This window comes from Paenibacillus sp. SAF-068 (genome assembly GCF_051967555.1).
GTDB lineage: Bacteria > Bacillota > Bacilli > Paenibacillales > Paenibacillaceae > Paenibacillus.
In genome coordinates this window covers 2,930,051-2,943,221 of record NZ_JBQCJX010000001.1, presented here as the reverse complement: position 1 = coordinate 2,943,221, position 13,171 = coordinate 2,930,051, and the positions used below count along the sequence as shown (strand labels likewise).

Annotated in this window: 14 protein-coding genes; 9 read left to right on the top strand and 5 right to left on the bottom strand. The window is 44.8% G+C overall.

Translation table 11 applies throughout. The features are described 5' to 3' along the window. Positions 1-23: 23 nt before the first annotated feature. The 4 genes from ACTHPG_RS12690 to ACTHPG_RS12675 are packed head-to-tail and all read left to right on the top strand — an operon-like array spanning position 24 to position 3,168. Complete coding sequence (locus tag ACTHPG_RS12690; RefSeq protein WP_440389713.1) at positions 24-758, top strand: SMI1/KNR4 family protein; 735 nt, start codon at positions 24-26, stop codon at positions 756-758. A gap of 21 nt (positions 759-779) precedes the next feature. Next, positions 780-2,081 (top strand): hypothetical protein, encoded by a 1,302-nt coding sequence (locus ACTHPG_RS12685; RefSeq protein WP_440389711.1) that lies wholly within the window; start codon positions 780-782, stop codon positions 2,079-2,081. 32 nt (positions 2,082-2,113) lie between these two features. Then, positions 2,114-2,557 (top strand): hypothetical protein, encoded by a 444-nt coding sequence (locus tag ACTHPG_RS12680; RefSeq protein WP_440389710.1) that lies wholly within the window; start codon positions 2,114-2,116, stop codon positions 2,555-2,557. Continuing rightward, a complete protein-coding gene (locus ACTHPG_RS12675; RefSeq protein ID WP_440389709.1) occupies positions 2,557-3,168 on the top strand; it encodes an SMI1/KNR4 family protein in 612 nt (203 codons plus the stop codon). Before ACTHPG_RS12680 ends, ACTHPG_RS12675 begins: the two co-directional genes overlap by 1 nt. A gap of 92 nt (positions 3,169-3,260) precedes the next feature. Here the strand turns inward: ACTHPG_RS12675 and ACTHPG_RS12670 are convergent, their stop codons facing one another. Further along, positions 3,261-3,584, bottom strand: a complete 324-nt coding sequence (locus ACTHPG_RS12670; protein ID WP_440389708.1) for a hypothetical protein — start codon at positions 3,582-3,584, stop codon at positions 3,261-3,263. Positions 3,585-3,695: 111 nt separating this feature from the next. On the opposite strand from ACTHPG_RS12670, the gene ACTHPG_RS12665 reads away from it, so the two are divergent. Next, positions 3,696-4,745: a leucine-rich repeat domain-containing protein gene (locus tag ACTHPG_RS12665; RefSeq protein ID WP_440389707.1), complete on the top strand. Its 1,050-nt coding sequence runs from the start codon at positions 3,696-3,698 to the stop codon at positions 4,743-4,745. A gap of 156 nt (positions 4,746-4,901) precedes the next feature. Continuing rightward, a complete protein-coding gene (locus tag ACTHPG_RS12660) occupies positions 4,902-5,747 on the top strand; it encodes a cupin domain-containing protein (RefSeq protein ID WP_440389705.1) in 846 nt (281 codons plus the stop codon). A 538-nt stretch (positions 5,748-6,285) separates the two neighbouring features. On the opposite strand, the gene ACTHPG_RS12655 is transcribed toward ACTHPG_RS12660, so the two are convergent. Then, a complete protein-coding gene (locus ACTHPG_RS12655) occupies positions 6,286-7,329 on the bottom strand; it encodes a Rieske 2Fe-2S domain-containing protein (protein WP_440389703.1) in 1,044 nt (347 codons plus the stop codon). Positions 7,330-7,734: 405 nt separating this feature from the next. Between ACTHPG_RS12655 and ACTHPG_RS12650 the strand changes: the two genes are divergently transcribed. Both ACTHPG_RS12650 and ACTHPG_RS12645 read left to right on the top strand, forming a co-directional pair. Then, positions 7,735-8,181, top strand: a complete 447-nt coding sequence (locus ACTHPG_RS12650) for a carboxymuconolactone decarboxylase family protein (RefSeq protein WP_440389702.1) — start codon at positions 7,735-7,737, stop codon at positions 8,179-8,181. Positions 8,182-8,215: 34 nt separating this feature from the next. Beyond that, positions 8,216-9,151, top strand: coding sequence for a sigma-70 family RNA polymerase sigma factor (locus ACTHPG_RS12645; RefSeq protein WP_440389701.1), 936 nt, complete (start codon positions 8,216-8,218; stop codon positions 9,149-9,151). Between the two features lie 98 nt (positions 9,152-9,249). On the opposite strand, the gene ACTHPG_RS12640 is transcribed toward ACTHPG_RS12645, so the two are convergent. Continuing rightward, positions 9,250-10,203 (bottom strand): hypothetical protein, encoded by a 954-nt coding sequence (locus tag ACTHPG_RS12640; RefSeq protein WP_440389699.1) that lies wholly within the window; start codon positions 10,201-10,203, stop codon positions 9,250-9,252. 255 nt (positions 10,204-10,458) lie between these two features. Continuing rightward, the gene (locus tag ACTHPG_RS12635; RefSeq protein WP_440390239.1) at positions 10,459-11,100 is read right to left on the bottom strand and encodes a spore coat protein; all 642 of its coding nucleotides are present in this window, start codon (positions 11,098-11,100) and stop codon (positions 10,459-10,461) included. 103 nt (positions 11,101-11,203) lie between these two features. Between ACTHPG_RS12635 and ACTHPG_RS12630 the strand changes: the two genes are divergently transcribed. Continuing rightward, a complete protein-coding gene (locus tag ACTHPG_RS12630) occupies positions 11,204-11,932 on the top strand; it encodes a DUF1361 domain-containing protein (RefSeq protein ID WP_440389697.1) in 729 nt (242 codons plus the stop codon). A gap of 134 nt (positions 11,933-12,066) precedes the next feature. On the opposite strand, the gene ACTHPG_RS12625 is transcribed toward ACTHPG_RS12630, so the two are convergent. After that, complete coding sequence (locus tag ACTHPG_RS12625; protein ID WP_440389695.1) at positions 12,067-13,002, bottom strand: alpha/beta fold hydrolase; 936 nt, start codon at positions 13,000-13,002, stop codon at positions 12,067-12,069. Positions 13,003-13,171 lie beyond the last annotated feature (169 nt).

Genomic DNA, 13,171 nt, shown 5'->3' with positions numbered 1-13,171 from the left:
CTGAGAAATGGGAGATGTCACCAATGTATATCGTATCCCGTGCACTTAAGCCGGTTTCAACAGAGGAACTGCGTCAATTGGAACAACAATATGCCATTTCGCTACCTTCAGCATATCGTGCCTGGATTGAACATTACGGCGAAGGCACATACACAGGATGGATGAATGTGCAAAGACCAGACCCGGAAGTGTTAAAGCCTTTTGTTGAATATGATTTCTGGGTACATACGGATGAATCGCCTATAAGTCAGCATCAACTTGAACAGTGCATTACTATTGGCAGTTCTGTAGATGGAGATTTCCTTGCTGTTCATCCGGAGGTTGATGGGTTGTTGTGGCTACCACGTCATGATGAAAATATCACCTTATGGACATGCTCGGAGACTGAATTTGGCGAAACGCTGGATCAAATCTATTGTGGATATTACCGTCAGGATAAACCTATAGCCCCATCATACTATGAACCGTGGAATGAGTTGCGGAAGCATACGTTTTATCACTATACAGGTCTCGAGCAGGGAAGTTCAATGAAGGCACTGGCGGATATGTGCAAAACGGAATTTAAGTGGGACGCTGTCCTGGAAAATGAGTATACGTGCAAGCTGTTTATGATGTCGATGGGAGGATATGTACGTTTTAACTATGCGAATGGGAGAGAAATTGCCCTGTTCTACGAAGAAAAAACCGGTACTGAGGAGGCGGCAGATAACGATATCAGTCTGTTTTTGCAAGCACATCATTGCACGTCATATGAATAGGTTTAGAGTGGAGGGGTACAGATGAGCTGGTTAAAAGAAGACATCGCGGAACAGTGGCGTAATGAAGGCAAGCGTTATGCAAAGGATGTCAATGAATTTGTCCGGAGAAGCATGGAGGGAGAGCAACCAGATGAATCCGAGTTGGGGGGAGACTCCAGAAGCGGAATGGGTACTGAAGTATTTCATATGGTGAAACAGGCCAATCTTCACGGTGACGTGGAGGTACTCCGACGTGAGCTGCCAGCAGCGACGTGGCCACTAAACGAGACGTTTCAGGCTTCCATGCAGGCGGTCAAAGTTGCAGGTTATCTGAACGAGGAAACGGTTGTATGTAATACCGGGATCTTCACAGAGAATGCTCAGATCTATACGATGGATCAGCACGGATGGCAGTTGATATCTTCGTATACTTTTGCAGGTTGCTCATCGGATGGGCTTGACTATGCACTTGCAGGACCGGAAGGTATTCGTGTGATCCGTCAGCCTGATCGCAGGTTGGAAGGACAGGAGATAGCGACATATCGTTGGGAGGATATTCAAGCCCGGATACAGTCTTCCTTACCTCGTATTGAATCACTTGCAGACTGTGAGCATCCCGAACGGACACTAGAGGGACTTATACCTGTGGATGAAGGAAAAGCACTACTTATACATTCACGATACGGGATATATCTTGTCACACAAGCTCAGGTGAACTTGCTTCATCCCGATCCGGCAGAGATCGAAGAGTATGAGTTAGAGGATACACAGATAGATATGGGACATGCAGCGGTATCTCTGGATGGCCGATGGGTTGCCTATGGCAGCCAAGGGAGTAATCATATGGTGATGGACCGCCAGTTGCACAAGACATACTCCCTCTATCCAGTGTCGAGCTATCCTCATTATGCGGCATTCACCAGTGATAACCAAAATGTCTGGTTTAACGCATGTCATTTCTATAACGGGATCACGATGCAGGTGCCGTTGGAGTCCATCGCAGGTAACGAAACGAAGGAAGATTGGCCAGTGATGGACGAGAATGCACGAGTGTATGCAGCGGTTGATATAGTGGAAGGCATGGTGCTTGGAGATGCCTATGGTTACCTGTACTGTGTGAATGGTAAGGGTAAGGAAGTATGGCGTCATTTTGTGGGAAGTACCATCTATTCTCTCGCCGTATCGCCAGGGCAGTCCAAACTTGCAGTTGGCACGTATGGTGGCATGCTGCATGTGCTCGATCTTCGTTCCAATGAAATGGACGAGTACGGGATCGGTACAGGCACTCTTCGTGAGTTGGAGCGGTATGTATTGTGGCGTGGAGAAGAACCTCTGCGCTGGTGAGGTAGCATTTTGACCTGGTTAGGGGTGAAGGAATGGAACGTGAAGAGGCAGTAATGTTATTAAAATGTCATGCTTTTTCCTATGATGATCTGAGTCATCCCAAGATGGAGAACGGTTTTATTGGCAGTCTGCGGCCCTTTCGTGGACAATTAATTGAGCAGAACTTTCATGAGTTAATGGCAATACTGCGTGTTCTGGCGCCTGAACTTGCACAGCCTTCACTGGACCGGGAAGTCGTGGCATGTCTATGGGGAATTAATCACATGGCACGTGCTTGGGCTGTTGAACCTGGGGGCATGCTTCGCAGAAACGACCTCATTTCGGACGGACAGGTGGCATTGATGGAACTATGGCTTAATATGTTATCTTACGCAGTTATGATTCTGATTGAAGGTGGCGGAGAGAAAGAAGCGTTTTGGGAATATCACCAATATGTTCAAGAAGAGAATGGCGGAGCTAAGAAAGGGGAGATCTAGTGAATCCGGAGTCGAATGTAACATTAAACGTACTTATGGACGAGTTGAATCGCTTGCTGGATGAAAAAATACAGGATCAAGAGATTCGCCAATTGTACGAAGAATATCAGCATCGGGAAGGGGCATCCGAAGAAAGTCTCGATGTATTCGAAAAGGAGTATGGAATTAGGCTGCCTGGCGATTTTCGTACCTTTTACCAAGGCAAAGATGGTAGTGGCTATGGGTTGCATGTGCTGTACCCGGGTGATGCTGAGGCTGGGCGTTGTACGCCATTTTATCTGATGTCATTGGAAGAGATTCGAGAGACCAAACAATACTTCTGTGAAGTGGATGAGAAGTTGGAGGAGTATTATTCTGCAGAGGAAATTAAGCAGTTGGACCCAGAGATCAAGCCATATCTGTTCCATAAACCATGGATTCCTTTTGCAACGATTGCGGGAGGTTCACTGTATCTGATGCTCGATTTCGATCCAACGGAGGAAGGGACGTATGGGCAGGTGATTATGTATGTGCATGATCCGGACTTTGTCTATTATCTAACGCCTACCTTCACGGATCTTCTTAGTATGTCGAACCATAATTTGAAGGGGATGGATGAGATCACATATTAAATCCTGAACGATTAGACAATTCCTTAAACATAAAGAAGCTGCCGAAGCAGCTCCTATATCTGAACTTAACCTGAACTTTGCATAAGTCTCGATTACCGCTGAAAGAAACGATGTCCGTGAAATCCGCCTGGAGGTCCTCCGTGTCCACCTGGACCACCCGGACCGCCGGGTCCACCTCCGTGATGTCCGCCGGGATAGCCACCTCCTGGGAAATGACCAAGGTGTCCACCGGGGTAACCACCTCCGGGATATCCACCGTGCCACCAAGGACCACCAATCGGATATGGTAGTGGAACAGGAACGATAGGCGGGTATGGATAGGGATAAGGGTAAGGATACGGTGGTGGCGGTGGATAATAAGGGTAAGGATAACCCGCAGGTTGCGGGGATGACACTGAACCAGGGCCGTATGCCATGTAACAAGCCTCCAATAACTGGATTGATGATATCAGCCTATGCCCCAGTGGTTTCAGATGATACAGCAGATTGAAGAATAATAAATATAGAGTCATGAGGGGGAACTTAAGGTGGCCGTAGCTTTTCACACCGATCCAAAAGGAACTGCCTATGAACTGTTGATTGATGAATTGATCGAGAAGACAGACCGTTTTATGCTGGTTGACAGACAAAGGTACGAAGAGAGCGAAATACCCGAAGTAGTTCGCGTGTTAGAGAGATTGAAGCCCTATTTAGTTGAACGTGCTACGATGGAAGAGATGATGTTAAAAAGCGGCGCCTATTATTCAGAAGGCACCTATTATACATATCGCTGTACGCCGGAATCGGGTCAAGTACTCAAAGAAGAAGCCAATCGTTTTCATGATTGGTGCTATCCTTTATTGCCGGACGATCTTTGTTTTATGACGGAAGACGGGAATGATTATTTCTTCTCAGTGTCCCACGAGCATATGTACGGCATGAGGATTACATACAAAGAAGCGAGTGAACTTATGGAGAGGATTCCGGGTTTGTTCTTTGAGTTGGACCGTCATAAAAAAATCGATCACCTTCTAGACGATGCTATCAGGCATCAGACTGATAAGCTGGATATCAGCTTACATGGTTTGAGTGAACTTCCCGAACGAATTCGGGAGTTGAAGCACTTGAAGGAATTGACGATTTTTGAGCAGAATCTGTACTCGCTCCCTGCAAGTCTGTTCGAACTGACCTCATTGGAAAGATTGGTCATTACAACGCTGGATTTGGAGCGTATTCCGGCTGAGATCAAGAAACTGAAGCATCTTCAAGAGTTAAGAATTTATTGTGGGAGCCCTTTTGAATCTAAACCTGGTTGGAGGCCCAAACCACAAACTGAATTGGGATTAAATTGTATTCCACCTGAAATTGGTGAATTAGGTGAGCTGAAGTATCTCGAAATTGTATATTCTGGTATACGTGAACTCCCTCCTGAATTGGAAAAACTGAAGAATCTACGCGCTTTACTGGTGACGAATGCACTAATTGAAGGAACTCCGGATGTTGTCAAACGAATGCACTGGCTGGAGTATGTAGACTTAATGAATATTCCATTTGGTACCTCTTGGGAAGAAGTCTGGGAAATGAAAAAGAATATGTAGCCAATGGGCAATGGGCCCTGCTTGGGATGTCCGAGTCAGGGCTCATTGGTTACACGATGAAAATTTGGCGGAAATGGGCTCACGGATCTGGGCGCTGGGCATAAGCTGGCATATAGGTTATGACCTAAACCGAGAGCGAAGGGCAGGCGTTTTATTTTGGCAACCTCAACCATGGATTATACTTTACCAACCACCCAATTTACTTACGATTTAAGCAACAATCCGTTATTCAAGAAGGATGAGGACAACTATATTAACTCTCTCTCCATCAACCAGTTAAACACACTGGGCAATACTTCCTTACTGGATATTTTCCTTAACACAGGCAATGTGGTTGAACCACATATTCATCAGAATGCGACCGAATTGGTATACTGCATCAGCGGTTCAGCAGTCGTGTCACTCATTAATCCGTTCACGAACGAGTTGCTTCATTTCCCGATTACACCAGGGCAGGTAGCTAATGTACCTCAAGGCTGGTGGCACTATGAAGTGGCTACTGCAGATCATACGCATTTACTGGCGATCTTTGATGCTCCTGTGCCTGAGGCGATATTTGGCTCAGACATCCTGCGTCTTACACCTGCAAAACTTTTGGCTTATACGTACTGTCTGGAAGAGAAAAAAGTTCAAGAAGCGCTGGCTCCCATCCAAAAAACAGTGATTATTGGCCCGCCGGCCGATTGCCAGACTTCGACTGCTCCTATCTCTAACAGTGCTCCAAATGTGAATCATCATCCTTACGTAATGCCGAATGTACAACCAAGTGTACAGCCAAACATGCAACCAAACACACAACCCAGCATGCAACCAAACACACAGCCGAATATGCAACCAAATGCACAACCAAACATGGCACCAAATACTCTGCCCAATATGCAACCTTACGTAAACCGTCTTCCGTACTGGGGTACTTGGGTCGATCCACGTATTATCCACGAACCGGGTTGCCCGTATTATAGAGAGCTTCCTGTGAATACGAATATTCAAGAGGAAAGATGACGGTTTATTAGGCAAGGTTTATTAGTACACATAGGTACTTCAGTTGTATTAGGTAGAGAAAAAGAAGCGTTCCTTGGCGGACGCTTCTTTTTCTTGATTAAGGGTGTCTTCATACTTGCCGAAAGCCGATGCAATGAAGCGCTAACGAATCGCACGCGTCTTAAATCAAGGATTTGAAGCGTGCCCAGGAATCTAAAGAATCTGAGACACCTTATATCAGAATAAACTGCCGTTTCATGCGTTTATATCGGGGGATTTGGGAAATAAGGTGTCTGATGTTCTTTACAATTTTAGATGAGGAGCTAGAGGCCAAATAAGATGTCCTGAGTTCTTTAGAAAATTCTCAACTCATTCGCCAGAATCCGCAGCATGGGAATTCAAAACTTTTTAGGCGCTGACATCCATCATCGATAAATTGCCTGAGGTTGAAGAACACCTATATATGTTCAACTAAACATCTACATGATAACGGAAAGTTACTCTTCCATCGGAGTGCCAGTGTAAATATATTCATTAGTTGAACTTATATATGATCTACTTACGATGTGTAATTTCGTCCCAAACCAATTTCCGTTAATAATTGCCGATAAGCAATTGAAGTACGGTCAGCGGGAATGTGGGCCTCGGCATGCAGATCCAGGGGCAGATCCTCCGGTTTCTGTGACTCGACCATCTCGCGATCTTCTTCGAATACCTGCAAATTAAACTTGATTGTGTCTTCAATAGGAGCGTCTTTGTCAAAATTGCGTGTGATTGGACAGAATAGACGGGTATACCGAGCAGAGATCGGCGAAGCACAATTCAGAATATTCAGCTTGTCTTCACCTGGGAAATGTACCGTCAGCGAAGCCGCAAAAGGCGGGAAAACCCGAAACTCACGCAACCATTGGAAACCTTCTGGAGCAACAAGATCTTGCCCTTTGCCATAGTTGCTCACCGTACTCCAATACTCGGCCAGTAACTCATTACCTTCACGTTTCACTTTGTATTGAGGGACTTCTGTGTTGTTTTTGTCACCAAACGTTTCCGTATGCACATAGGCAAAATGGGATACATCGAGGAATCCCTCCATTTGTCGTCCAGAGGAACCGGCAATATCAAAGTTGGGTGGCAAAATATTGATATATTCCGGATCATCCCATCCAGGGAAGGAGGGGATCTGTTCTTCCGTTCCCGCCAAAGTGGTCCAGATTAAACCGTAACGTTCAACTGCGGGATACACGATAAGTTTGAGCTTAGGCGAGATCTTGGAGCTTGGGTGTGCAGGTACTGCGGTACATTTACCCTCACAATTATAACGGAAGCCGTGATAAGGGCAGACAATCTCACCATTTTCTACCCAGCCTTTGCTAAGTGGGGCCCCGCGGTGAAAACAAAGATCCTTGGCTACGACAACCTGATCATTACTACGATAGAGAACCAGCTTCACATCGAGTAATTGAGCAGCAAGTGGTTTGTCTGTTACTTCGGTAGCTTGTGCTACCGGATACCAATATTGTGATAATACATGCCAGTCTTCAGCGGTGAATGTACAACCTCTAGGCAATTCGGACGTATTAGGGTTTGCGTTGGAAGTTATCATAGTAAAAACACTCCTTAACAATATGAATAAACATTTCTCTTTATTATGTTAGAAAAGTTAACTTTATTAGCCGTATGTTACTACTCTTATAGTCAAAGTATCAATATATCCAACCTATTTTTGGTTTAAATCACAAACGGTACAGCAAAAACCGTACATGAACACGGAAATTTTCGAGTTTACTTTACATCATATGTTATATATAGAGGGGGAAAACAACTTCTAGGCATGTTATTTCTTTAACTGATGGATGGCTGTATGGAGATGTTTTGTTAGAATCTCATTGTAATATCTGTTAGTTGAGCAACCATTCTTGTGGGAATAAAAAGATTTTCGTAAAGTATGTCACAGATCCCGGCAGTCGTTTGTCTACAGTATGTAAACCAAATGACGGAGGCGAATGAAATGAATTTAAGAACGAACTACAGAACAGTGAGTCCAGGCGCTTTTAAAGCGATGATGGCAATGGAGCAATATATATCCGGGCAATTTGAAGACAAAGTGTTATACGAACTGTTGAAAATCCGCGTGTCCCAGATCAATGGCTGCGCCTTTTGTCTCGATATGCATGCCAAAGATCTGATGAAATTGGGAGATTACGCGGATCATATTCTCTTGTTAAGTGTGTGGCGTGAAGTACCTTTATTCACGGATCAAGAACGTGTTATGCTGGAGCTGGCTGAAGCCGTGACTCGAATCTCGGAACAGGGTGTACCTCTTGCGTTGTACGATAAGGTCCGCGAACATTTCAGTGAATCCGAACTGGTGGATCTGATCCTGGCCATTAACACGATTAACAACTGGAACCGGATTGCCATTACAACCGGAATGTATCCGGGCTGCTTTAACTAAAAATACTCGCACCATGCCAGAGGAGGCCATTCTTATGAATTCCAATCCTTACACCAATGAGCCAGAAGTGTCTTCTCTGGACGTTGGTGAGTTGTATATTCGTTATAAAAATTATGCATTTTCAATAGCTTACCGCATGCTGGGCAGTGTGGTAGAAGCTGAAGATATTGTGCAGGATTGTTTTGCGGGGATTCAGAGCACGTCTGCTCAGGATATTCGTAATCCCAAGTCCTACATCGCCAGACTCGTGGTGAACCGAAGTTTGAATCTCTTGAATTCCGCCCGCAACCAGCGGGAAAGTTATACCGGCGAGTGGCTGCCAGAGCCGCTTGGTGACAGTGAAGTGGAAAATATGCCAGAGGAAACGATGCAGAAGAAAGAGATGATATCCTATGCCTATCTGGTCATGTTGGAGCGTCTTTCGCCTATGGAACGGGCTGTTTTTGTACTTCGTGAAGCGTTCCGATATGATTATTCCGAAATAGCGGATTGGCTGGACAAAACGGAGAGTAACTGCCGTCAAATCTTTAGCCGTGCCAGAAGGAATTTGCCTGAAAAACTTTCGCCGATCGAGCAGAGTGATGCGGATATGTTAGCCAAAGGCGAATTACTGAGCCGTTTTACGACGGCTTTCCTTCGTTATGATGTCTCTGCAATGCTCGAGTTACTGGCGGATCAGCCTGTATTTACAGCAGATGGCGGTGGTGTTGTGCATACCGTTATGAGAACGATGAGCGTTCATAAAGGCGTGCTTGCCCTCCTGACCTCCCGGCGTGTCCTTACGCGATTGCGTGAGAGAGAATGGGTACCGATGTGGATTAATGGCGAGCTTCAACTTGCGTTGATGAAAGAAGGGCAGTTGTCCGAGGTATTTTGTTTGGAATTGGACTCTTCCGGGGAGCGGATTGTGGGTGTTTACCTCATCGTGAATCCAAATAAACTTACAGCGGTACACACGACGACTCTTTGACAGAACGGAAGGACTCGATAGATAAACGGAAAAGCGACAACCTCTGTTCCGAGGATTGCCGCTTTTTTTGCATTCAATTGGTGTTTTGCTCCACCTTATTATTCAAGTGCAAAGTGTTGTTCAACCGATTCAATAATTGCTCTCACTTCTGGTGTGAGCTCATCATTGTTCTGATTGAGAACTAGTGAAATCTTTTCCATGGCATCCAGAAGAATACTCTCCGTATGGGGCTCCCGCTTAGCCAAAGCTTTCTCGTAAGCCTTTTTCACCTCAGGGTCTATGGTGCGAATTTCTTCATCCGTGTACCAATCATAAGCAGGCGTGTTGTCACTTCCGTAGAACAGATATTCAACAAATAACCACTGCTTCACTACTGTTGTACGATTGGAATTCGGAAAGTTGTTCAAAAAGGCTTCTTTCTCCAATGTGCGCTGAATTAGTTCATTCCAGGGAATGATGATGCCAGCATCTGCAGTTGTCATTTGATTGGACTCGGTAGCCATAATATTAATGTACGCGGCAATATCAGCTTTAACGAAAGGTTTGAACTTTTGGTATATCTCATAATTGATGATGGGGTAATACAAGCCTTCACTGGTTTCCAGTTTGAACCCGAGATCAGATGCTTCCTGCAGAATCTTCTTCACTGCCGGATCTTTAATTTCTTTGAGCAGACGACTATATGTAAGCTTCTGTTCGTAACCCAGTTGTTCATGGGCTTGAGATAGGGCTTGTTGAAATTGTTCCGTATACATTTGGTATTCCAAATCAGCCAGCTTCACGTTCTGCATGTTCTCCAATTGCAGGGTCATCAATGTTGCCTGCCAGGGACTAACTTTATCGATATGATTCATGAGATATTTACGGGCTTTAACCAGACTTTGTGTGGACTTCACTGCTTCTGTTCGATAGGTTTGGAATTGATGATACACCGCTTTGGAAGCGGGGACAGGTGCAGCCATTGTGGTTGAGGTCGCAAGTGTTGAGCCAATGGCAGTACAGCCGAGAGCCATAGCCAGTAAACCGAGTTTAGCAGGTTGATTCCATTTCATTCATATACCTCCCCATAATAAGAAAAAGCCATTTTGATTCTGATTCTCGTGTAACGGTACTTTAACGTATTTTATATGTATGGTCCGTAAGCTGAATATGTACGGGTTAGATTTTGATTAAACCAGTTTCTGGTAACTGAATCAAGTGTCTTAAGCATGAAAATTGATTACGAACATTCAAAAAAAACAGCCCCTACAACCCGAGTGGGTTATAGAGACTGTCCTCTGACCTGGTATATGGGACTTTGTTTTTAATTAATGCAGTGGTTTATTGCCAATAGGCATCTGAGGTGCTCCGGTTGCTGGAATATAAGCCTGAAGCATCTGTTGTGTATCACTTGGTGTGAGTTGAGGTACTTGATAATAGGCGTTTTTATTCTGGAACATGAAAATTTCATAAGCCATCTCAATAAAATGCTGAATCTGCGAAGCGATGACTCGACGAACCGTTCCATTCGTAATTTCGCTGCAAGACATGCCAAGAAGACTCGCATGTGACTTGATCAGTCCCAGCATATGACCGCTAATCCCGGCATCCTTTACGTCAGCCAAGCTCTGGTTTGGCTTTTTCGGTGCTGAGGGCTTAAGGCCATATACCGGTGGTACCATGTTGGGAATCATATAGGTTGCCGTCTCTTGATGAGGCTTCTGTCCTGATGCAAAACACTCTGCAGTCAGATTGTACTGGGATAAAATGAAGTTATACTGTCGGTCCAGAATACCAATCAGTTCCTGACTCTGCACAAATGTACGAAAGATCATATATTGATCCAGCACGTTAATGGTGGAGGCCAGAATTTCATGCACATCGAACATCTCATGGCCACCATGATTTAAGTTAGGGCTGATATTTGGATTCGTATTCAATGTGGGCTGTACTGCATTCTGAGGGTTCATGGAATTTGGATTCATTGTAAATTTGATTCTCCTTTGGTAAATGGTATGATTCTAGTATGCTTGGAGAGTAGTAAATTTATGTACATAAGTGAGGTTAGAGTCATTGAGAAAACTGAATTATATTCACATATTTATTTTCCTTAGTGTGGTCACAATAGTAACGCTGGGCTTGTACTACGTAGCCGCAGATTGGCTGGATCAACGTTATTTTCGCTTCCTGATCTGGAATCTGTTCTTGGGCTGGATTCCTTTTGTGTTCTCTTATGCAACTTATCTTCTAAGTCATGTGAAATGGAAAGGTGCTGTATGGCTTGCAGTCGCAAGTGGGCTGCTGTGGTTGTTATTTTTCCCGAATTCTTCGTACATTGTTACCGATCTGGTACATCTGACAGCGAGAAGTTCCCGGTACTATGGTGGTAATGGGGTGGACTACACGTACTGGTACGACTTAAGTGTTGTATTAATGTTTGTCTGGACAGGGCTCCTGCTTGGATTCCTGTCGATGTATCAGCTTCAGGAAGTGATCTATTACCGCATTGGACGCTGGGCATCATGGATCTTTGTATTGGCTGGCTGTGCTCTGGGAAGTTATGGCGTATTGCTTGGACGTGTATATCGACTGAATAGCTGGGATGCACTGACGAACCGAGAGACGCTAATTGAACTGATGCACGAAAGTGTAAGCCGTCCGTCTCTAGCGTTTTGCCTGTTTTTTGGCACATTTATCATCACAATCTATGCCACACTATACTATCTGATCAATACAAGGTTTCCCCGTGAAATGAAGCAGAGTGCAGGAAGTCCCGAGAGGGACCTGCAAGCGTTACGCTAACTCTTGTTATCTTGAGGCTGAACTCATTACATCTAATCGTAACGTATATTGCTGAGAAGGCTGTTCCAAGTCATACACATGGCTTTTGGAACAGCCTTTTTACATTGGATCGAGCCCTGGATAAATACCTCTACTTATTTACGGATTAACTCAAGGATGGTTTTCACAACCAGTTCGGGTTCATCGTGGATAACCATGTGACCACTGTTGGTGGCCGTAATGAGTTGACTATCCTCCGATATATTCAACATGTTACGCTGTCCCGATTGCCAGATGGATTCGAGTCTCTGCCCAATTTCAATCGAGATCCCTGCACTAGCATAGTCTTGAGGATGTCCGCGTGCAATGATACGTACAGGGATGGATCCAAGAGTTTGGCCACGAATGGCATCTTCTGTTGAATGAGCGAGGAGAGCTTCTTCTTCTTTGGCGTGAAAATAGGAAGGGGTGGCAATCACATTAACAAAAGTATCCCGATCTTGCTTGGCAACAAGACCATCAAGCATAAAGTCTGGAAATAATCTGAAAATTCCAGATGATTTTAATAATGATAATAGGGAGGCAGGCGGGTTTCCCTGAAACTGAGCCTGTTCCAACAAAGCCCTTGTATTCTGCTCATCATTCTCAGGTCTCGCATCGATGAGGACAAGGCTTTGAATCTCATTTGTGTAGGTCTGTGCGAAGAGTCTGGCATACATCCCCCCGAGGGAATGACCTACCATAACGTAAGGTCCACGGATATTCTCCTTCTCCAGAGCTGCGTGTAAATCCTGAACGATATTCGCACCTGTACGTTCTGTGGATGAAGATTCACTCCAGGCATATCCTGCGCGATCATACGTAACCACCGTTGCATGTTGGGCTAGTTCGGCAGGAATGTCTCTCCACGACAAGCTGGTCTCCCCACTTCCAGCCTCCATAAGGATGGTTGGCGAACCACTGCCTTGTTTATGAATGTGTAGTTGGTAACCGCTGACTTGAACTAACGTACCCGGAGGCGGAAAGTCCTTTTTGGTCTGCGACGAGGCAAACCACTCATAAAGGAATGCCGCTCCAATTAGCAATAACATTGTGTAGAATATCCTTATGATGAAGGTGAGAACTCTGAATTTCTTTCGTTTTTTGGTTGGAATAGTTGTATGCATGATCGTATGAATTCCTCTCTTACAGCGTTATTTTATTTAGTACAATGTATTAAATATTATTATAGCACAGTGTATTACTAAAAGAGAAGGATGG